19 protein-coding genes and 1 pseudogene are annotated in these 22,208 nt (G+C 38.2%); 7 read left to right on the top strand and 13 right to left on the bottom strand.

Annotated features, from left to right (window positions below; genetic code table 11):
- Positions 1 to 135 precede the first annotated feature (135 nt).
- From KTI79_RS13515 to KTI79_RS13490, 6 genes are all read right to left on the bottom strand, one after another.
- Entirely contained in the window at positions 136 to 2,547 is a 2,412-nt protein-coding gene (locus tag KTI79_RS13515; protein WP_199964139.1) for a DUF6160 family protein, read from the bottom strand.
- A 32-nt stretch (positions 2,548 to 2,579) separates the two neighbouring features.
- Entirely contained in the window at positions 2,580 to 3,305 is a 726-nt protein-coding gene (locus KTI79_RS13510; protein WP_032055293.1) for a DUF6160 family protein, read from the bottom strand.
- Positions 3,306 to 3,320: 15 nt separating this feature from the next.
- Positions 3,321 to 5,453, bottom strand: coding sequence for a hypothetical protein (locus KTI79_RS13505; protein ID WP_032055291.1), 2,133 nt, complete (start codon positions 5,451 to 5,453; stop codon positions 3,321 to 3,323).
- Between the two features lie 228 nt (positions 5,454 to 5,681).
- The gene (locus tag KTI79_RS13500) at positions 5,682 to 6,983 is read right to left on the bottom strand and encodes a hypothetical protein (RefSeq protein WP_032055290.1); all 1,302 of its coding nucleotides are present in this window, start codon (positions 6,981 to 6,983) and stop codon (positions 5,682 to 5,684) included.
- Between the two features lie 303 nt (positions 6,984 to 7,286).
- Positions 7,287 to 7,856 (bottom strand): dCTP deaminase, encoded by a 570-nt coding sequence (gene dcd, locus KTI79_RS13495; protein ID WP_002120290.1) that lies wholly within the window; start codon positions 7,854 to 7,856, stop codon positions 7,287 to 7,289.
- A 114-nt stretch (positions 7,857 to 7,970) separates the two neighbouring features.
- Positions 7,971 to 8,564 (bottom strand): LysE family translocator, encoded by a 594-nt coding sequence (locus KTI79_RS13490; protein ID WP_005071033.1) that lies wholly within the window; start codon positions 8,562 to 8,564, stop codon positions 7,971 to 7,973.
- Between the two features lie 361 nt (positions 8,565 to 8,925).
- Between KTI79_RS13490 and KTI79_RS13485 the strand changes: the two genes are divergently transcribed.
- Positions 8,926 to 9,492, top strand: a complete 567-nt coding sequence (locus KTI79_RS13485; protein WP_032055288.1) for a DUF2062 domain-containing protein — start codon at positions 8,926 to 8,928, stop codon at positions 9,490 to 9,492.
- Between the two features lie 32 nt (positions 9,493 to 9,524).
- Here the strand turns inward: KTI79_RS13485 and KTI79_RS13480 are convergent, their stop codons facing one another.
- From KTI79_RS13480 to KTI79_RS13470, 3 genes are all read right to left on the bottom strand, one after another.
- On the bottom strand, positions 9,525 to 10,397 hold the full coding sequence (locus KTI79_RS13480; RefSeq protein WP_032055286.1) for a 5'-methylthioadenosine/S-adenosylhomocysteine nucleosidase: 873 nt from the start codon (positions 10,395 to 10,397) through the stop codon (positions 9,525 to 9,527).
- Between the two features lie 143 nt (positions 10,398 to 10,540).
- On the bottom strand, positions 10,541 to 11,731 hold the full coding sequence (apbC, locus tag KTI79_RS13475) for an iron-sulfur cluster carrier protein ApbC (RefSeq protein WP_017399777.1): 1,191 nt from the start codon (positions 11,729 to 11,731) through the stop codon (positions 10,541 to 10,543).
- A 145-nt stretch (positions 11,732 to 11,876) separates the two neighbouring features.
- Positions 11,877 to 12,377: a hypothetical protein gene (locus KTI79_RS13470; RefSeq protein WP_032055285.1), complete on the bottom strand. Its 501-nt coding sequence runs from the start codon at positions 12,375 to 12,377 to the stop codon at positions 11,877 to 11,879.
- A gap of 284 nt (positions 12,378 to 12,661) precedes the next feature.
- Here KTI79_RS13470 and metG point away from each other — a divergent pair, with 284 nt between their 5' ends.
- Complete coding sequence (gene metG, locus KTI79_RS13465) at positions 12,662 to 14,728, top strand: methionine--tRNA ligase (protein WP_032055284.1); 2,067 nt, start codon at positions 12,662 to 12,664, stop codon at positions 14,726 to 14,728.
- A gap of 88 nt (positions 14,729 to 14,816) precedes the next feature.
- Here metG and KTI79_RS13460 read toward each other — a convergent pair.
- From KTI79_RS13460 to KTI79_RS13450, 3 genes and pseudogenes are all read right to left on the bottom strand, one after another.
- A pseudogene (locus tag KTI79_RS13460) lies at positions 14,817 to 15,164 on the bottom strand (calcium-binding protein).
- Positions 15,133 to 15,321, bottom strand: coding sequence for an NF038215 family lipoprotein (locus KTI79_RS13455; RefSeq protein ID WP_032055283.1), 189 nt, complete (start codon positions 15,319 to 15,321; stop codon positions 15,133 to 15,135). The pseudogene KTI79_RS13460 and the gene KTI79_RS13455 overlap by 32 nt, the downstream one beginning before the upstream one ends.
- Positions 15,322 to 15,483: 162 nt before the next feature.
- Entirely contained in the window at positions 15,484 to 16,107 is a 624-nt protein-coding gene (locus tag KTI79_RS13450; RefSeq protein ID WP_032055281.1) for a LysE family translocator, read from the bottom strand.
- Between the two features lie 178 nt (positions 16,108 to 16,285).
- On the opposite strand from KTI79_RS13450, the gene KTI79_RS13445 reads away from it, so the two are divergent.
- From KTI79_RS13445 to KTI79_RS13425, 5 genes are all read left to right on the top strand, one after another.
- Positions 16,286 to 16,855 (top strand): TetR/AcrR family transcriptional regulator, encoded by a 570-nt coding sequence (locus tag KTI79_RS13445; RefSeq protein WP_032055280.1) that lies wholly within the window; start codon positions 16,286 to 16,288, stop codon positions 16,853 to 16,855.
- Positions 16,852 to 18,495, top strand: coding sequence for an MFS transporter (locus KTI79_RS13440; RefSeq protein ID WP_032055278.1), 1,644 nt, complete (start codon positions 16,852 to 16,854; stop codon positions 18,493 to 18,495). Before KTI79_RS13445 ends, KTI79_RS13440 begins: the two co-directional genes overlap by 4 nt.
- Before the next feature lie 40 nt (positions 18,496 to 18,535).
- Positions 18,536 to 19,663: an HlyD family secretion protein gene (locus KTI79_RS13435; RefSeq protein WP_032055276.1), complete on the top strand. Its 1,128-nt coding sequence runs from the start codon at positions 18,536 to 18,538 to the stop codon at positions 19,661 to 19,663.
- A gap of 65 nt (positions 19,664 to 19,728) precedes the next feature.
- Positions 19,729 to 20,610 (top strand): 1-aminocyclopropane-1-carboxylate deaminase/D-cysteine desulfhydrase, encoded by an 882-nt coding sequence (locus tag KTI79_RS13430; protein WP_032055274.1) that lies wholly within the window; start codon positions 19,729 to 19,731, stop codon positions 20,608 to 20,610.
- 117 nt (positions 20,611 to 20,727) lie between these two features.
- Positions 20,728 to 21,927, top strand: a complete 1,200-nt coding sequence (locus KTI79_RS13425) for an NAD(P)/FAD-dependent oxidoreductase (RefSeq protein WP_032055273.1) — start codon at positions 20,728 to 20,730, stop codon at positions 21,925 to 21,927.
- A gap of 12 nt (positions 21,928 to 21,939) precedes the next feature.
- Here KTI79_RS13425 and KTI79_RS13420 read toward each other — a convergent pair whose 3' ends face one another.
- On the bottom strand, positions 21,940 to 22,110 hold the full coding sequence (locus tag KTI79_RS13420; RefSeq protein WP_000742879.1) for a hypothetical protein: 171 nt from the start codon (positions 22,108 to 22,110) through the stop codon (positions 21,940 to 21,942).
- Between the last annotated feature and the right edge of the window lie 98 nt (positions 22,111 to 22,208).

The following is a 22,208-nucleotide window of genomic DNA, read 5'->3' as shown; positions in this document are numbered from 1 at the left end:
CGCTTATTATTTGTTCAGACTATCAGAATAATATTCAAGTACAAAGCAATTATCCCTATAACCCGACGAATGCAAATCCAATCACATTCAAAATAAATTTTTTATAAAAAGTGGCGATATCGCCACTTTTCTTTATTAGTTAAAAGCACCATTTCTAGGAACAATACTAAAGCTACTATTTAAACGTCCACCCGTAATTGCAAGCTCACCTAAACGCGCTCCTGCTCCTGTTGATGGAGGATAGAAGTTAATATCTTTAACACGTAATGCGCCGTCAATACTCTTATCTGGATTAAAATAAACCGCCGTATTTACGCCAACTTTACCTAAACCACTTGCACTGTCTTTACCAACAACTAAAGCAGTATTAAACGCAAGCTTTCCAGTGATATTATCAAAGCCAATCGCAGAACCATCGATCGGATCACTAATTTGAACTGTATTTCCAGTTGCGGTCGCAGGCATTGTAAAATCGCCCAGTACAGTTAAAGCACTACCATCTGCAATTGAACTGTTTGGCACGATCGATAAGTTAAGATCTCCGCCTAAACGCAGTTTTAGACCAAATAAGACATCATTATTTCTGGCAAAGTTATCAATTGGTGAGGTACATGAACCGGTAGCTGGACAAGTTTTATATTTTGCCCCAGGTAAATAACCTGCTGCAATTTCTGTTGATAAAGCAAGTAGCATCTCTTTTAAACTAATATTAAGACTGCCATTTTCTAAACCGATACTACCATTGCCTTTAACGAACATATCGATATTACGTAATCCCATATAATAATCAGTAGGACTACCTCCATTATTAGCATTTGGAGAACCATCAATTAATAAAATTGAGGTTGTTTTGGTTCCAGTCGCATCACGTCCCGTAGTTCCAGCAGCAATACCAAAACCTAAACGAGAAGTCGTTCCAGAGGTCGCCACAACATTTCGAACAGGCTTACCATTGGCATCTTTGGTATAGTAATAAGCACTATTTGCTGGTGCATCTAAACCATATACAGCAGCATTAGCATTTAAATTATAAAAAGGTAAGGCTAAGCCCCACTGGTTATTTGCACCATTGTCTGCAAACTGATTGGCAGCAGCAACATTTGCACTTGTCGTAAAACGACCGCGTCTTGAAAATGCCTGAAACTCTGCTCCACGCATCGCAAGAATTAAGCTAAACGGATTAGTCACCGTATCACGGTGAATGTTATGTTGATAATCAGCAGCTGTTGTTAAAGTACCCGCCCCTAAACGAATTGTATTTAAAGTCGCGTTGTTTGGCATTAATAATGTTTTTGTATCAGCAAGATTTAAATAAATATTTCCGCTGTCGAAATAACCGCGAGTAGCTGAGTTAAGGCCTGTTAAATTACCAAATTCGAAACCATAAGCATTCAGACCTGCTCCACCAATTTCTAAAGTAGTTGCTTTACCATCCGAACCTAGCATTGAGTCATTATCTTTAGTGAATTCACCTTTCATACGAAAGGCAATTCCAGAATTACCTAAAATACTATTACTTGAACTGGTACCTGAAGCAGTATTTGCTGTACCTAATATTGTTGTATCTGACGTACCATCCATACCTCGGACTTGTAAATAACTATTTACCATACGTCCGCTAGCACCTAAACGAATCAAGCCTTTCGCATTTTGTGGACTATTGGTTGCATCTAAAGCATAAGGATTTGTTTTATCGACATTGGAACTTAACATGACCTCAATATTCAGGCCTGAATTAGTTACTTTCCCACTGCTATCTACATATGTGCCTGCGGTTAAACCAGAAGCTGAATCTGCTACACGGTTAAAATCAACATAACCATAGGTACTATTTGGCGTTTGCCCTACACCAGCGACGTTAGTTCCAGTATTTGTCTGTAAAACTACGCCACGAGTTGGGTCAATCAACATGACCCCTTTACCCACAAAATTAAAGTTAAAATTTCTTAAAATTAATTGATTTAACTGGCTGCGTGCATCCACTTGCCCTAGATAAATATTGGCATTATTAATACCGAGCGTCATGCTTGACTGACTATTTGCATTAAATAGACCGTCTTGTGTGGTAAGTGCCAAATTTAGTGGAGAAGTCGTTTGAATAGCCAACTGCCCCATTGTCGGTGAGCAAGTAGCAGAGTTATTACATATTTTAAAACTATTTACAGTAATGAGTGATGGACTGCTTTGCATAGAAAAGTCGAGTCCAGTTTTACCTGTAGTTGGATTGCTCCCTACATCTAACCGATAATTTGTGCTTAAAGGCTGACTAGATGCATTACTTTTTTGAACTTTTATCCCGCCTGCTTGTGCTCTTAAGACCTGATCAGCACTGCTAGGTGTACCTGCATGATCATCCCAGTAAGCATTATCAATATTGATTTCATTAAACGTCGTTTGAATCGAAATCCCATCTTGTCCATTAACAGCACTCATGTCAGCATCTGTTAAAGCTTCTAACGCAAAAACATGTCCGCTCACTAACAACATGCTGGTTGTTAATGCGTTTAAAATAAACTTTGAGCTGTGATTTTCTTTATTTTTTTTCATCACTTCAGTTCCTTTGAAATCTACATTAACCCTTAACAACGAGGATGGCTGCCATCACAGCTAAAGACCATGACTTTTCCTTGGATAGCCAAATTCCCATTCATCATCAAGCCCATAAAACCAGTTTCACGTCCATGGTCATACGCCGATGGTGTTGCAGTAGCAACTTGCTGGTTTGCACTATTAGCAGTGGCCGCATAAGTTGGCTTTTTGAAATATGCATAATCATACATATTTGCACTGGACCCTTGCGCTATTGTTGAGCTGGTAAAGTTATCTTGCTCAATTGATAAGGCATTAAAACCAAAGTTACGAATTAAAATTGGCTGTGCTGCACTAAAACTCAGTTGAATAGCAGGCTTAATCATTTCAGTATTGTTTTTATCCAAATACTTTAAATCAGCGCCATCCAAACCCATTTTTTGAATATTTAAAGTGCCTTGTACACCTTTAAATACAAGCCAAAGTTTATTACCACTATCACTATTTTCAGCCCAACCACTTGGTTTCGACGGATCTGCCTGTACAAAACGTTTGTTAATTGCCAACCCAATATGACAGAACTCTACATTCTCACAGACACCACCACTACCATTGTCAAATACACCGCTAGCTGTCTGGTTTAAATTGAGCATTAAAGATAAATCAGCACCTGCTTGTCCATTTATGGCCTGTAAGGCGTCATTATCTAAAGTTTGTAGCTCTGCATGAGTAACCGTTGCACAAAGAGCGAGGATTAAAGTACTTAATTTTTTCATATCATTATCCTCCTCTTATAGGCCTTTAGTTGTTAGTTTCAGATGCTGGATTAAAACACCATCAATTGAAGCTGATCCTAAGTTATTTAAAGGACTAATGTTAGACAAAGCTGGAGCTTGATTGGCAGTTGGAATCACATAGCCAGTTGTGCCATTACTACTACCGATTAAATCATTAACTACAGCATTTCTTGAAGTTAGCCATGGAATAGCAGCATTACTCCAATCGCGGTTTGGAGTTGTTCCGTACATTGGTGTCGAACCAGATGTGCTCGTACATCCTAGTGCACCAGAGCACTTTGGCGCATCAGCTGGTTTTGTTGTTGGATTTGTAATAACCCAAGCCCCAGTTCCTTTGTTATATTCCCACTGATATAGATAACCAGCGGTCGTATAACCACAGTTCGAATTAAACAATCCGCAGCTATATGTTTGGTTCCATATTTGGGTATTTTGTTGTCTTTGTTTAAAACGGACTTCTGTCATTGTGGCAGATGTAGTGCCAGATACCGAATTGGTCAATGACACCAAACTACCTGCTGAAGTTCCAGAAACCTGTGTTCCTGTTGAAATCAAACGCCCAAAGGAGACTCCAATTGCGCCTTCACTTGTATTTGCTAATAAGGTTTTTCCATTATCTGGACTATATACGGTACCAATCGTAATACTACTATGGGTAGGATTAACGCACGAATAAACGTTACAAGTAGATCCTTTGTAAGTCGTGTCTGCGCCAGAGTAATCTGTATAGATCTGTTTATATATTTCAGGTTTATTTGCAATCCGCGCAATTTCAATACTAAAGTTTTTACCGTCAGAACCTAAAATAAGGGGTTGATATAGATTACCTAATACTAAGTTAATATTTGGATTATAAAGATACAATCCTTCACTATCAGCAAATTTTGGTGCTACGGCGCCTGCAGAATCATATGCGGGTGTATATAAATTATTTGAAGCATTTGGTGAATCTGAAGTTTCACGGGTACTAAAACGTAATACCTTGCTTGTATCATTAAATGCAATTCGTGTTTTATTCGATGTTTTTGTATCTGTTCTGGTTCGATTTTCTACATAGTAACGACATCCACGAGACGTACTAAAACTCCCTGTTCCGCTGTTACCACAATCTCCAGTACTACTGGTACTTAAAGTTGAATTTGCGCCTGCATGTACGGTTTGCCATCCGTTATTGCTACTTGTTGCATATGTCTGAGTTTGACTTGTAACATTTTCAGTCACAATACTGGTATTTTTACTATCGCCAGTATTAAGACGAACTAGTCCAGACATTCCTAAAGTATTATTATAAAAAGGGCTCATCCCACCAGCAGAGGTGGCACCACCAAGAGTCTGAAACATACTAATCTGGCTACCATTTAAACTAAAGCCATTTAGAATGCCTTGTAAACGTAAACGGTTAGCACGAGTTATATCAATACTTGTTCCAATTAATCCATTACTATTACCATATTGAAATTGAGCTAGAGAGCCATTCGTTGTAGCCACAACATTTGGATTTCGTACAAAGGCATCAGCCCATAAACCTAATTTTAAATTATATGCATCAGCTCCCTCTGCCCCATCAATTGTTGGCTGATAAAGAGGAGCCTCTAAAGATAAATACGTTACTGGATAAAGAGAACTATCGGTGGTACTAAAATTAGGAACATTGGTCGCAGTTTTTACTTTGAATATCCATGGATTGGCCCCCGTACCCCAACTTGAAATCGCTGCTGCGGCTGAGGTATTAGCAATACGCGAATTTGCATCACTATCCGACTTCGATAGTGCTAAACCATAAAGAAAGATATCAGCTTTACCTACTGCGCGGTCTTCTGGCCCAACAGTGCCATTACCACTCGTATCAGCTGCAGCAACACTCAAAGGCCCAACAGGCACATAATTAATGTAACCTGTATCTTTACTACGATCAGTAATAATTTGATTTACAGATTCATTTGGACCAGCACCACGAAATACCATAAATGTATTTTGCGGTAATATTGCAATACCCTCACCCGTAGTTTCACTTAGACCAGCATCGGAAAGTTCTTCAAGAGCAAAGCTAGATTGACTTAAAAAAAGTCCAATTAAACTTGCCAAAACGGTTTTTTTAAAACATACCGTATAATTAAGTGTAGTCATCTTGACCTTCCTGTTTTATACGATGCCGAGCACCATATTTATTTTTCTTTAACAATCCTTGATGCCAGGTGAATCTATCCTTTTCACCTTAGACAAAGAGACAACTCTAAAAGATATTGCCAACCTTTCTACATTTCTATTATGCGGAATATTTGCACAAATGCAAAAAAAAGCATGTAAAAAATTACTTTTCCGATAAATGAAAAATGGCAGGGCTCTTTAACTCAATTAACAAAATTTTAAAGAACCATAACAGTTAGCCGAAAAACTTTGTTTTTGTAAGACAACATTAGTTAAGGCCATAGAAGCTGGTGTTTTTCCGGTTAAATCAACTGTACCAACAGGAAGTTTTCCTTCTATTAAACAGCTACTTGCTAAAAGTCCACAATCCACAGGATTTTTGTCTAAATATGCGCTTACCTGCCCTAAAGCATCAACAATTGTTGAAAGAGCAATATCTACACTACCTACAGGAGTAATTTGTCCAATATCAATTGGGTTTGTAAGCTCTAGCCACCATCCTGTTTGTGCCGTAGATGCAGCCTCGGGCCACAGAATATTTACCCCCTGCACAGAGAGGTAACCAGCAGATCCATTTAATTGTGCAGCATGGAAGTAACCTAAGCTTTGCTTAATTGCTACATTTACATCAAGATTATCCACTGTTCCAGTTACATCACCTGAAATAGGGATAGGAAGTCCTAGTACAGAGGCTGTAGCATCGAGAGTTCCAGTAATAGCAAGTCCACCCACTTTTGCGGTTGCATTCAAGTTAGCAGTATTAATACGTTTACCCGTAATAATTTGCTGTCCCATGGACAAAGTTCCACTACCTGCTCCTAGATTCAAGTTATAACCAGTAGATGTAAATGGAACAGTATATAACTTACCTATAACTGTGGCTCGACCAGTAATTGCCGTATTTGTTTCATCTTGGGTAATGCCATAGTAAGGATTTGTAGTTACGGTTCCCCCTGTTGGTTTAGTTACCATATATCCACTTAATGAATTAATACCAGTGGAAGCATCACCATTTTCTAAACCAAAAGTAAGTAAGCCCGAAAGTGACTTAGCACTTAATCTAAAACCTTGAATCTCACGAGTGGAAGCCGAGTCTGGATTTTTAACAGCGAATTCTAAAAATGGATTTGTAATAACAGCAGAGGAAGATGCACGCTCAGTACTAGTACTATCTACTGTGCCACCACTTAAACTCAGATAATCAATGTCAATATCACAGGCACCGGCTCCATTTACGCCACCACAACCTAGCTGTAATTTTTTAATATTGGCATTAATTTCTAATTGGGCATCTAGTGCAAGTCGGTAAAACCCCATATTTCCATTTGAACTTGAGTTACTTGCAGAATCTGTAGGCGCAATATAAGACATACCCATTAAAGCTTGGCCACGAGTTGCTGATAGTTCAGCATCTGACATAGGGACTAGTGTAGAAGCAGCGTAAGCTGAAGAAAAACATAAGCTTCCGAGTGTTAAGAGTGCTACTCGAAGAGACGTAAACTGTCGCATGGCCGACCTCCGTATCCGTGGGGGCATAATTCTGTTTAATTTCTTTTTATTTGGCCTATCTACATTTGATCATGTATTTAACTAAACATTATCAAAGAGAGCCTATATCTATTCTATTTGCTTTTAAATTATGTGATACAGAGCAAAAAACAAATCAATCATTGATCATTTTATATCATTTTTTACAAAAGAAAACTGTCGTTTATCATAATTCCGATAAACGCTTCTCATAAAAATTTTATGTATAAAATTGGGCCACCTCAGTGACCCATCATTATTAAAACTATTATTCAGCTAAGAAAATTATGTTTTAGGAAGTGTAACACCTGTTTGACCTTGGTATTTACCACCACGGTCTTTATAAGAGGTTTCACATACTTCATCACTTTCAAAGAATAGCATTTGCGCTACGCCTTCCCCTGCATAAATACGTGCAGGTAAATTAGTCGTATTTGAGAATTCTAAAGTAACGTGACCTTCCCATTCAGGTTCTAACGGAGTCACATTTACAATAATACCGCAGCGAGCATAGGTCGACTTGCCTAGACAAACAGTCAACACATTGCGAGGAATACGGAAATATTCAATTGTACGCGCTAGAGCGAATGAGTTTGGCGGAATGATACAAACGTCAGACTCAATATCGATAAAACTTTTGTCATCGAAATTTTTTGGATCGACAATTGCAGAATGTACGTTTGTAAAAACCTTAAATTCACGGGCACAGCGTACATCATAACCATAGCTAGAGACCCCGTAGGAAATCAACTTTTCACCATTTTTATCAAAACGGACTTGATTCTCTGCATAAGGTTCAATCATGCCGTGTTTTTCGCTCATTTCGCGAATCCAACGATCAGACTTAATGGCCATGTATTTTCTATCCAAAAGGTAAATTCATTGATTTCGACGTACTTTAACTTAAAAAATCAATTATGAAAACAACACAAAGCTACTCAAACAAATAAGAATAGCCATGTGCCTCATTTAAAGGTTCAGTAAAGCAGAATAACTAATTGGAATTGAAAAGCTGACCAAAACAAGCGAGGCAGTTTTTTGCAAGTTAGTTTGATTTAACCAACCCACTTTCTTAGATGCTAAAACCGATCCCAAGAAAATCCAGAACAATGCAATTGGGGTAATAAGTGCCAAGTAAGCCATCATATGAATTAAATAAATATGAAAATTACTCCATGCAGCTACCGGAAAAATAGCTGAAGCAAAGAGTAAGGCTTTTGGGTTTAATAAAGTTGCACAGAATAATTCACGAGCACGAATCGTAGGCTGATTTAATTCAACTTCTTGATTTGCCGTATGCCATAACTTAATGGCTAAGAAAATAATATAACAAGCACTCAATAGCTTTAGAATAGGCGGCAGCATCGGTAGTGTACTAGACACTTTTCCAATCAGCATTCCCCATGCAGAAATAGAGATCACATAACCCAAAACTTCTGCTGGAATAAGTTTTACTGACTTCCTTAAACCCACTTGCACGCCTGAAGAAGCGAGTAGTGTATTGGTTGGACCAGGAGTAAGTAAAATTGTGGCTACTAAGCCAATAAAAAGCCATGAAATCATTGAATGACCTCACAATATAGTCATCTCAGATTAATAGATATCCTGTTACAAGGCAAAAGGTAATTGTAAGACAAAATTTTTAAAATTATTTTTATTATCTCAATAAAATTTATAAAAACAAATACTTATAAAATTATTTAAAAAAGTAGAGAAGAAAACTTTACGGTCAGTTGTGATGCTTTTCAAATAGATTACGCATTAAGTAACATAAGTATTTTTATTTTAAGTCTATTTTTCCATCAAAAGTCTTTATAATAAAAAATATATAGTAATGGTAAGTTTAAATTTTAAGCTTTTAATAAGTTTCAATTCTTATATTATTTCTGATTTTTTATATAGAGCATCGCGCTCTACTACCTTAATGATTATGGCAAAGCACTTTTTTCAATCTTGGCTTCCCTCCCCCGAGAAAGTTTCGAATATGAAATTTCTAAGGATTTTTGGTCAAAAGACCCTTAATCCTGTGCTTTGGTATGTCAATCGAAAATCAATTACCCGAGCTGTTTTTGTCGGAACTTTTTTTGGTTTACTGCCTATTCCTTTTCACAGCGTATTTATTGTGATGGCAGTATTACTATTCGAAGTAAATTTACCCATTAGCTTGATGCTCGCATGGTTAAGTAACCCGCTTACATTAGTTCCTATTTTATATATTGGTTTTTGGTTCGGTGCCCACATTTTTCATGTACATATGATTAATAAAGAAATGCTGCTAGGTGTATTGCATCAGATTTCTCGTTGGATTACTCATTTCGGCCATGGTCATATTGATTTTAGTCTCGCGAAAATTTTGATGACAGGTCTAGTCGTAGAAGCTTTTGTATTTGCCGTTATTTTATATATATGCACAGAAATTTTCTGGCGTTGGATGGTCATAAAAAACTGGAAAAGTAGACATCGCCATAAAAAGCAAGAAGAGGTTTTATAAAAACTCCTCTCTTCTTGCATAAGTTTAAATTATCATTTTGGTAGTTTTGATTTCATATACTCTTCAGCCACATTAAGTACATACTCTTGGCAAGCCTCTCCCGTACCTGGGTCATAAGCTCCATTATTGGTAATATTATTAGATAAGATTCGAATACCGAGGAAAGGAACCTTAAACTGGCTTGCGATTTGTGCAACAGAAGCCGCCTCCATTTCTTCAACAGAAGTACCATAACGCTGATGGAAAAATTGAATACGGTCTAGCTCATTATTCCAAACATCTGCTGAACCAATCGTTCCTTCAACAACCTCGCCTTTATCATAACGAACTTTATGAGCTGCCATTAATAACTCTTGGTCACCTTCAAATTTGCGTATTGCAATCGGTTCTGGGTCAGATTCATCTGTTGGCAAAACATCAAAAGCCTCAACCCATGTGAGTGAGTCTGAACCAGCACCTACTGGTTGTTTAGGCGTTCTAAATGCTCCAATATTGGTTGCATATTTTCCTAAAACAATATCGTAAACATGTAGATCCGGGTCGTGTCCACCTGCTGTTCCTTGATTAATAATTGCAATCGGTTTATAACGCTCAATGGCTAAAGCCGTTGCGGCAGCTGAGTTACTCATTCCCATACGAGTTTTAGATATAATCACTGGATAACCGTTATAGGTTCCCTTCCAGAAGGTCCATCCACCTACTGTTTCAACAGTTTGATTTTCTAGCTTTGAAGCCATTCTTTCTGACTCTACAGGTAAAGCACCCTGAATAATGATCGGCTGTAATTTCTGTTTTTGTTCCTGAACTGTTGGCGTTTGTGAGACGGATGAGTTGTCATCGTTACATCCAACTAAAAATAAAGCGCTACATAAACTGATTACGCCTAAACTATACTTAAATTGCATGTTTTAACCTTTCTTTTTAAAAAGTGTAAAGTAGCAATCTACATGCCAATTTCAAGTTCAGCTTTGTTATTAGGATTCAGTAATTTAATTTTTTATTTTAATCAGATGATAAAAAACCCGACTTAAAGCCGGGTTTTAATAAATTAGAAAATACGCTTATCATCACGTGTGCGTTGAGGGATTTTTTCAATCTGCTGCCAGACTGCTTTAGCAATCTCAATATAACTATCAGCCGCATCATCCATTGCCACAACACTAGGTTTACCCTGATCAGCATGTTCACGGATCTGAGCGTTTAAAGGTAAACGACCTAACAATGGAATATGGTATTGCTCGGAAAGCTTATCACCACCACCAATACCAAAAATTTGTTCTTCGTGCCCACAGTTAGAGCAAATATGAGTCGACATGTTTTCGACGACACCTAATACCGGAATGCCAACTTTATTAAATAACTCAATTCCTTTGGTGGCATCAAGCAAGGCAACATTTTGCGGAGTAGTCACAATAATTGAGCCTGTAACCGGAATACGCTGTGCAAGCGTGAGTTGAATATCACCAGTACCTGGTGGCATATCAATCATGAGTACATCTAAATCAGGCCAAAGCGTTTGATTAAATAATTGCATTAAAGCGCCGGTTGCCTTTGGTCCACGCCATGCAACAGGCGTGTTGTTATCACCGGTTAAATGACCAATAGAAAGTACAGCCATACCGTAAGCATCTAACGGTACAAAATTTTCACTTTCAATAAGTGGAGTTTTGCCAGCGTTCCCTAGCATTGTCGGAATACTTGGGCCATAAATATCAGCATCCAAAACCCCAACCTTAAGTCCCATTTTTTGCAAGGCAAGCGCCAAATTAACCGTAGTTGTCGATTTACCCACCCCACCTTTACCAGATGAAACTAAAATAACATTCTTAATGCGAGGATGAAGTGGAACATCTCTTTGTTGCGGAGCGGCTTTTTGAATCGGTGGATTATTTGGATCTGGTTCTGATTTCGGTGAGGCATCAAGCACAGGAGGTAAGTTTGAACTTTCTTGTGTAGGGCGCTTCTGTTGCACCACGTGTAAATTAAGTTCTTCAATACCGCACTTTTCTAATGCACCAGCTAAGTCATCATGAATTTGCTGCAAGTGTTCTTTTTCATCAGGAAATGTATTTATAGTGAGTTGTAATACTCGACCTTGAACTTGAAGCTGACTAATGCGCTCTTTTAAAGCATCTTTTGAATGCGGTAATAAATAATTTTGGAGTACGGTTTGGATTTCATCTTCCTTCACTTCTTGTGCGGGTGAAAAAACGGACTTTAATGAAGAAAGCCAAGACATATTGTTTACTCCAAAAACAGATCATTACAGCTTAATGGAGATAGTGTAACAGTATTGCTCCGCACTCGCTCACCTTGGGATGAATAATTACTAACTTCACATCTCATCTTTTAGATAAGGAGTACGGATTTTAGTTTAAATCAGTTTATTCAGCAGAATCATGGTTCTTTAATTTATTGAGTTTATCGGTCGCAGTTTTCTTCAACTCATCAAGTTTTGCGGTTGCTTGCGTTTTCAACTCATCCAATTTGGTAGCAGCTTCTTCCTTTAATTCCACCGCTTTGGCTTTAGCATCGTCAAGTTTATGGGCTGCCTCTGTACGTAAATGATCAAACTTATCTTGTAGAGTATGCTGAGCATCCTCAAGTTTGCCTTTCAAGTCGTTTGCTTTTTCTTCAAGAGCCTCCTTACCAGAAGCTTGCTTCTCTTTTACATTTTCTTTTAAATCGTCCAAAGCTTTTTCACCTTGTACTTTTGCATCGGCTGCTTTTGCCTTTAATTGGTCTACTTTATCTTCAACTGCTTCTTTACTAGCAGCTTGCTTCTCTTTTACATTTTCTTTTAAGTCATCCAAAGCTTTTTCACCTTGTACTTTTGCATCAGCCGCTTTTGCTTTTAAATCATCTAATTTATTTTCAGAAGTCATCGTTGTTATCCTCATAGTTAATTAAAAAAATTACTTGAATAAGTTATTAGTTATACATCGTTATGGCTTATTTTCTGACCGTAACTGCAATTTGAAACAAAGACAATACAGGAAGATTCAAATATTTTTCGATTTGTTTATCTGTTCTAAAGAGAAACATCTATGAGCAAAATCTATTTTAATAGAAACCTCTTACGCCAAGCCCAAGATTATTAATCTTTGCTTATCTCCGTGCATCAGTTAAAATCTTCCACCTTATAAATACGAATGAGAGAATGAAATCCGTGCGTAAAATTTTAGTCACTAATGCCCTCCCTTATGCTAATGGTCCAATTCATATGGGTCATTTACTCGGTTACATCCAGGCAGATATCTGGGTTCGTGCCATGCGAGCAATGGGTCATGATGTGACTTATGTATGTGCGGATGATGCTCACGGTACTGCCATCATGCTACGTGCCGAAGCAAATGGTATTAGCCCAGAAGAGCAAATTGCGAATGTTCAAAAAGAACACATCCGTGATTTTGACGGTTTTGGCGTACATTTCGATCACTACGATTCAACGCATAGCGATGCAAACAAAGCACGTTCAACAGATATCTATATTAAAAACCGTGAAGCTGGAAATATTGCAGTTCGTCCTGTAACTCAATTGTTTGATCCAGAAAAAGGTATGTTCTTATCTGACCGTTTCATTAAGGGTACGTGCCCAAAATGTAAGTCAGAAGATCAATACGGCGACTCATGTGAAGTCTGCGGTACAACTTATAATGCGACCGAGTTACTTAACCCTCGTTCGACTTTAAGTGGTGCAACACCAGTTGAAAAATCATCAGATCACTACTTCTTCAAACTTCCTAACTTCGCTGAATATTTGCAGAAATGGACCCGTGATGAAGGTCGCTTACCAGTTTCAATTGCAAACAAACTTGATGAATGGTTTGAAGCAGGTTTAGCAGACTGGGATATTTCTCGTGATGCCCCTTATTTTGGTTTTGAAATTCCAGATGCGCCAAACAAATATTTTTATGTGTGGGTAGATGCCCCAATCGGTTATATGTCTAGTTTTGAAAACTACATCAAAACTAAACGCCCAGATTTAAACTTTGATGATTTCTGGAAAAAAGATAGCCGAAACGATGTTTATCACTTTATTGGTAAAGACATTGTTTATTTCCATGCTTTATTCTGGCCTGCAATGCTTGAAGGCGCAAACTACCGCACCCCAACTGGCTTGTTTGTAAATGGTTTCTTGACTGTAAATGGACAAAAAATGTCTAAGTCACGCGGTACTTTCATTAAGGCCGAGACTTACTTACAGCATTTAAACCCAGAATATTTACGTTACTACTTTGCCTCTAAACTCTCAGATAAAGTTGAAGATTCTGACTTGAACCTTGATGATTTTGTTCAAAAAGTAAATTCAGACTTAGTTGGTAAAGTCGTTAATATTGCTAGCCGCTGTGCGAAGTTCATCAATAGCAACTTTAATAATACTTTATCTGCTGACTGTGCAGAATCTGACTTAGTACAAAGTTTTATTGATGCAGGTGATTCAATCGCAGCTGCTTATGAAGCACGTGAATTCTCTACAGCTATTCGTGAAATTATGGCGCTAGCTGACCGTGCAAACCAATATATTGATGAGAAAAAGCCTTGGGCACTTGCTAAACAAGAAGGTCAAGAACAACAAGTTGTTGATGTATGTTCTGTTGGTATCAATTTATTCCGTCAACTCGCAGTGTACTTAGCTCCAGTTCTGCCAACTTTAGCTCAACAAGTTCAAGATTTCTTAAAACTTGAAAGCTTCGATTTCAAGTCACGCAAACAAATTCTTGTAAGCCATGAGATTGCGCAGTTCCAACCTCTCATGCAGCGTGTTGATCCAAAAGCTGTTGCAGCTATGGTTGATGCTTCTAAAGAGTCTTTAGGTGCTCCTGCTCTAGAAGCAACAAAAGCGGCAGCGAAAAAAGACAAAGCAGCTGAGAAAAAAGCAGCGCCTACTCCAGCAGTTGGTGAAGCTGAAATTATCGGTATTGAAGATTTCTTAAAAGTTGACTTACGTGTTGCTCAGGTTGTTGAAGCAGGTACAGTTGAAGGTTCAGATAAGTTACTTCAACTGACATTAGACGTTGGTGAAGCTGAACCGCGCAATGTATTTAGTGGTATTCGTAGCCAATACGCACCAGAAGACCTCAAAGGTAAATTAGTTGTTATGGTTGCTAACCTTGCACCACGCAAAATGCGTTTTGGTATTTCAAACGGTATGGTACTTGCTGCTGGAAATGGTGAAGGTATTTTCATTATTTCACCAGATAGCGGTGCAAAACCAGGCGATAAAGTTTCTTAATCTAGATTCATAAAAAAGCTCCCTAAATTGGGAGCTTTTTTATTTTGAATATCTAAGTTTTAAACAAGCGTGAATAAACAAATTTAAATTACGACCATGGCCACCCTTCACAAGGATTATTAAACAAAACATGTATGTTTCCTAATTCCTCATTTGTTACATAACCATTCTTATTTTCATCTAAATAATGAAATAGCTCTATTTGCTTGTTTTCACCTTGAAAGCGTTTATCGCTCGGCTAGGTGTAAGGATAGAAATCTTCAACACGTTGAAATTCTTTTAGGCTATACATTCCCTCATGATTTACATCGTATTTTTCCTGAAAAAGCTCCCAATCTAAAGAGGCAGGTTCGCAAGCACTTACCACATTAAAAATGCAGTAAGTGATGCAGTCTGTAAGCAACTTAATAATTAGATTGCTCATGATTGTTGGCATGTAAATCGGAAATTTTATAGTCTTTTTCATGCACAGGTGTACCAACAATACTCATGGTCCGTTCATTTGCTGGTTGCTGCTTACTCATCGTTCTCATCTCACATCCTGTAGTTAAGATGAGAAAAACTACAGAAATGCTCACCATTAGTTTTTTCATAACGTGATCCTCATTTCTTTTTGTTTTATTTATTAAGTTACCACTTTTTAAACGCTTAAGTGCCGAAAAAGTTATTTTAATTTGTATATATTTTACGCAAAAATAAAGCCAGACTTTAATTATCTGGCTTTTTATCTTTTAGATATTTTAATTAAACTTTATTTACTTGAAAAAGATAAGCTTTAAACCTAGTAGAGTAACAATACTTCCAGCAACTCGATCAACGCCAGTTTTTGCTTTCAAATACATTTTTCTAGGTTTTTCGGAAGATAACAGCATTGCTACACATGAATACCAACCAGCATCAATCATAAAACAAATCACTGGTAAGGCAACATAGTAATAATTTGGAATTTCTTTGGGCAGTAAAGCAGTAAATACACTGGCTAACACAACTGCGATTTTTGGATTACTTAACTGGGTAATCAAACCATATCGATATGCTTGTTTATAAGTCATTTTCGATTTGCCATCATTTTCCATCGCAATTGGTTCTTTGGCATGTTTAATAATTTTAAAAGCAAGCCAAAGCAAATAAAGCCCACCACCAACTTTTAAAATTAAATAAGCAGAAGGCACCGCCAATAAAACTGCTTGTAACCCCATAACAGCTAATAGACCAAAAAGTGCTGCACCTGTCCCCGTCCCTAAAGCGGTAAACAACCCATGTTTACGTGATTTAGAAATTGAATTTTGTGCAACATAAATAAAGCTTGGCCCAGGGCTTATTGCTCCAAGCATCAATGCCATCGCAATTGAAAAAAGAGGAATAAGGGACTCAAACATTGTATTGACCTACCATCATGCAATTGCGCGGTATTCTAACAGCTTTTTATGATGCATATAAAAATGCAGAAGATATAAATGATGAAAATTGAATTTTCATGTTTTTACAATTTATATCTTCACAACGGACAAAAATGTCCGTTAAATATATAACCTTTAAAACTCCCCAACCAATGACATGAGTAAACGTCAAAAAATTGCTGCCCAGAATCGGGATGAATTACTCAATGCAGCCGAAGAATGTTTTCGTATTCATGGCATTAATGTCCCCTTACAAGTTGTGATTGACCATGCTGGCGTAGGCAGAGCGACGTTCTATCGTAACTTTGGTGATCGCAAAGCTTTAATTAGTGCGCTTTTAGAGCGTGCGATTACACAGCTAGAGCAAAAAGCAGCTCATTTTCAACAATTCGAGGACGGTTTATTTCGTTTAATTGAAGGACATATTGGGCAACTTCCCAAGCTCGCAATTTTGCAAGATTTTTGGAGAGTAATTGATCGACAAGACCCAATTATGTTAAAAATTTATGAACGGCGAAATAATGCACTTAACCCACTGATTGAAAATGCGATAGAACAAAAATTGTGCCGAGCTGATCTAACTGCTGATGACTATGCAATGGTCACTGCAATGTTGGGTTCTTCATTTCAAGGACATGAAACAGAAGAACAGACTCGCTTAGCAAAACGAGCAATTGAATTACTGTTTCAAGGTATTCAAATACAAAAAATTCGAGGGATAGAATGAGTAAAACGCCTCGTTATTTAGAAACACCACCCGACTGGACGCCAGAAGAGCAACCAACTTTACCAGGTTCACCAGCAGCTATTGCACATTCTGTACCTAAACGCTTTATATACTTTTTTATCGGTTTATTTGTCGCTCTTTCAGCAAGCTTAAGTAATGGTTTTATTACGGCAAACTTACCTTTAATTCAAGGTGAATATGGACTGACTCCATCTGAAGCTGCCTGGCTACCTGCAGCCTATGTTATGGCAAACGTTAGCTCAAACCTGATTTTATTTAAAGCCAGACAACAATATGGTTTGAGAGTATTTTCAGAAATAGGACTGGTGATTTTTATTGCGGTTTTGGTATTACATATTTTTGTGCATACCTATGAAATGGCACTATTCGCTCGAGTTGTAGCAGGTTTGGCTGGTGCTCCACTAAGCTCATTAGGTATGTATTACACCATGCAAGCTTTTAAAAAAGCAGACATGGCAAAGGGAATATATATTGCCTTCGGCTTTCAGCAACTCGGTGTACCATTAGCTTGGATTATTTCTCCATTTCTTGTAAATACAGACAGTTGGTCTGTTCTTTACACTTTTGAGCTCGGCTTAGCACTTTGTTGTTTAGCCATGGTCGTTTCATTGAAATTACCACGTAGCTTAAGAATTTACGTTTTTGAGAAGCAAGATTTTTTCACCTTTGCTTTACTCGCTCCCGGCTTTGCCTGTTTATGTATTGTGCTCACACAAGGCCCAATTTTATGGTGGTTTAATAGCCAATGGCTTGCTTATGTATTAATTGCAGGTTTTAGCTTAGTTGTTCTTGGTTTGCTCTATGAACACTATCGTGCCAATCCATTAATTATGACTCGTTGGTTAGGTGCTGCTTCAACTCTACGTTTCATTTTTGGTGCTTTTGCTATCCGGCTTTTAATGTCAGAACAAAGTTATGCAGCTGTTAACTTCCTAAAAACTATGGGAATGGGTCCAGACCAATTTGTTCCACTCTATGTTGTCATTTTGGTGGGGATTTTAAGTGGAACTCTTTTTAGTGCCCTGACTTTTTCACGTGAAAGAATTATCTTCCACTTACTTTTTGCAGAGTTTTTAATTTTAGTGGCCTGTGGACTAGATTATCACTTAACCAGTGATGTTCGACCTGTGAATTTCTTTGCAAGTCAGTTTTTAGTCGGCTTTGCTGGTGGACTATTTATTGGCCCATTATTGCTTATTGGCTTTGCACAGACACTTGCTAAAGGTCCATCTTATGTAGTCACCTTTATTGTATTATTTTCCGCAACACAAACCTTCGGTGGTCTTGTTGGGTCTTCTTTCTTCTCGACCTATCAACAACATCGTACGCAAAATTATCAAGCCGAGATTATTAAAGATTTAGAACAAGCAGACCCTTTAGTTGCTCAAAGACTCTCTACCTATCAACGCAGTGCAGCCATCACAACAAATGACCCCGCATTACAAACCGCCCAATCCATGCGTTCGCTTAATCAAGTGGTCACTCGTGAAGCTCAAGTGCGTGCCTACAATGATGTAATTGCATTAAACGGTATTTTTGCTGTCGCACTACTCTTGTGGGGTGGTTTTAATATTGCACGAAGTAAATATCTACAACGTAGAGGAATTAGCCGTCCTTAACGGCCTTCATTATTGATGAAATAGAAATTGAGATTGATATATGCCAGATGATCAAAACAAACCGGAACCAACACCAGCTCAGGCACCCGCCAACGAGCCAACACCTGCACCTGCACCTGCACCTGCAAGTAAACTGATTCCGACAAAACGCTCAACACTGTTATGGATGTTAGGTGTTCTTATTGTCGGTATTTTAGTGATTTTATGGGCATGGAGAATCGGACCTTTTGCAACGAGTGTTCAGCAAACTGACAATAGTTATGTCAAAGGTAAAACCACGATTTTATCGTCACAAATTAATGGTTACGTTAAGGATGTAGTTGTTAAGGACTTTGACCATGTTAAAAAGGGTCAAGTGCTTATGCATATCGATGCCACCACTTATGACCAAAAAGTAGCACAAGCGGCTTCGGGGGTAGAACAGGCCAAAAACACTTTAGCCAATCAAACCCAATCCATTGCTCAAAAACAAGCTGATATTGTGGCTGCACAAGCCAAAGTTGAACAAGTTAGAGCGCAATATGATCTCTCCTTAGCCCAGCTTAGACGCTATCAACAGTTAGGAAATAGTGGAGCAGCCTCTAAATCTGAACAAGATAAAGCTGCGGCAGATGCTGAAAATAATCTTGCAGCACTTAAGCAAGCAGAGGCTAATGTTTTAGTTGCGAAAGAAGCGCTTAAAACGGCGCAAGTAGCAGAAGCAGGTTTAGAAGCACAAGTTTCTAGCGCTAAAGCACAATTAGATCAGGCGCAAACTACCAAAGACTACAGTGTTATTGTTGCTCCAATGGATGGTCAACTTGGTGAGGTGAACCCTCGTGTTGGGCAATATGTAGCAGCAGGTTCCCAATTACTCTACCTCATTCCACAGCAAACTTGGGTGATTGCCAATTTCAAAGAAACCCAAATTGCCAATATGCGGATTGGTCAAAAGGCGTGGTTCACAGTCGACGCCATGAAACATAAAAAATTTACAGGACATGTTGAACAGATCTCACCTGCCGCGGGTTCTGAGTTCAGTGTGTTAAAGCCTGATAATGCAACAGGAAACTTTACCAAAGTGGTTCAACGAATTGCTGTACGTATTACCATTGATCCAAATCAGGAAGGAATGGAACATTTACGCCCTGGCATGTCAGTGGTTACTTCTGTCGATACAAGTTCGTAAACAGCTTTTTAAAGCTCTATTTAAAAAGCTACAATGTGATCAATCATTATTTTTCTCAATTTCTAATGTTTGATCACATTGCCCAACCTATTTCCTATCAGCACATTGAACTCCCCTCTTTAGTTCATCTCGACATTAAACGATTAGATTTAGTTCATCCTCAAATTTCGGGTAATAAGTTTTTCAAATTGAAATACAATTTGCTTGCAGCAAAACAACAAAATTTATCAAGTATTTTGACTTTTGGTGGGGCTTATTCCAACCATATTGCCGCGACTGCCTATGCAGCTCATCTTTTTAGCTTAAAAAGTATAGGCATTATTCGTGGTGAGGAATTGGCGAGCAAACCTCTCAATCCAACTCTATCAAAAGCTCAAAGTTTAGGAATGCATCTACATTTTGTCTCACGCAATGAATACCGCTTGAGAGATGAGGCAAACTATCTTCAACAATTACAACACCAATTTCCACAGACCTATATTATTCCCGAAGGCGGTACCAATGAACTGGCAGTTCAAGGTTGTCAGAAAATTCTCAGTCAAAGCGATTTGCAAAACTATGATGTCATTTGCTGTGCAGTCGGAACTGGTGGAACGATTTCAGGGCTCATTGAACGAAGCGCCCCTCATCAAAAGGTTCTAGGATTTTCGGCTTTAAAAGGTGATTTTTTACAACAAGAAATTCGGCAGTGGACCCAAAAACAAAATTGGTCTCTGACAGATGCATACTGCTGTGGCGGATATGCAAAAACCTCACCCGAGCTATTGGCATTTATAGAAAACTTTGAAGAGCAGCATGCCGTACCACTTGAACCGATCTATACGGGAAAGATGATGTTTGGCTTACTTAATCTTATAAAAAATAATTACTTTGCTGAGGGAACTCGCATTCTGGCAATCCATTCAGGTGGTTTACAGGCAGGTATAAGAAATAAATCACATCAATAACTTACTTATTTTCAGGTCGTATTATTCACCACAGCGGTAAATGTCTTTAGCACGACTAAGGCTCGGCATGATAGTATATGCCCCTTTTTAATTTTCACGATTAATCGAGAATCTCTTATGTCTAACAGTCATGTCGATGTCATTGTCTTAGGTGCAGGTGCTTCTGGACTCATGTTGGCTGCACATGCTGCTAAACGAGGACGCTCGGTTTTAATTTTAGAAAAAGCCAATAAAATTGGTAAAAAGATTTTAATGTCAGGCGGCGGTAAGTGTAACTTTACCAACCTGTATGTAGAACCTGACAACTATATTTCTCATAATCCACACTTTGTTATTTCTGCCCTATCCCGCTATAGCAACTGGGACTTTATTGGTCTGGTATGTGATTATAAAATTGCTTATGAAGAAAGAAAACACGGGCAGTTATTTACGCTAAATGGCGCTAAAGAAATTTTAGAAATGCTGGTGAGTGAATGCAATAAAACCCAAAATGTGGATATCCAAACCCAATGCGAATCTGTCCAGATTGACCCATTAGAAAAAGGCGGTTTTACTGTACACACAAATCAAGGTCGGTTTAGTTGCGAGTCATTAGTGGTGGCTACAGGGGGCTTATCTATTCCGACTCTTGGAGGTTCTGGGTTTGGCTATGAACTGGCACAAAAGTTTGGACATCAGGTTTTTCCAACTCGTGCAGGTTTAGTTCCATTTACCTTTTCAGATCATATTAAAGAGGTCACTACACGCCTTAGTGGTAATGCTTTAGATGTGACTCTAAGTAACTCAAAAAATAGCTTTACTGAAGCATTATTGTTTACGCATCGTGGCTTAAGTGGACCAAGCTCCCTACAGCTTTCAAACTATTGGAATACTGGTGAAAGTTTTAAAATTGACTTTTTCCCAAGCCAAGATTTAGCAACTTATTTAAAAGATAAAAAGAAAGCCCAACCTAAAGTTTTATTGCGTACTCTTCTGAACGAATTTACGGCAAAAAGTATTGTACAAGAGTTACAGCAACTCATCTGGCCAGAACAGAGTGAAACAGCGATTGGTAATATCAGTGATGCACAGCTAGATCATATTGCCGAGCAATTACATGGTTTTGCTGTGAAACCATCAGGTACAGAAGGATATCGTACTGCCGAAGTTACTTTAGGTGGAGTGGATACAACTGAAGTATCTTCCAAAACCATGGAAAGTAAAAAGCAAAAAGGACTGTTTTTTATTGGCGAAGTACTTGATGTGACTGGCCATTTAGGAGGTTATAACTTCCAATGGGCTTGGTCTTCCGCTTATGCAGCAGCACAATATGTTTAAATGATGAATAAGCTAATTTGAGGCTTTCGAATCATTTGACGATTTTTCAGAATTACGCGTATGAGTTGTTGTCTGTTTTGATGAATTAGATTTGTTAAATACAAATTTATAAGCACTTGCTAAAAAACCTACGGTAATTCCCGCAATGACAATCGGTGCTAAAAAACGACCTGGTTTCTTCATCGTATTTTCCTCACTTATTTGTTTTTATAACGACCAAAAAAGGACGACCACTCAATATAGAGTGGTCGAACTTATCACAAAAATCAAAGATTTTTTGT

It is taken from the genome of Acinetobacter sp. WU_MDCI_Abxd143 (assembly GCF_025514195.1).
In the GTDB taxonomy this organism is placed as follows: domain Bacteria; phylum Pseudomonadota; class Gammaproteobacteria; order Pseudomonadales; family Moraxellaceae; genus Acinetobacter; species Acinetobacter pittii_H.
This window is presented reverse-complemented; position numbering and strand designations above follow the sequence as displayed.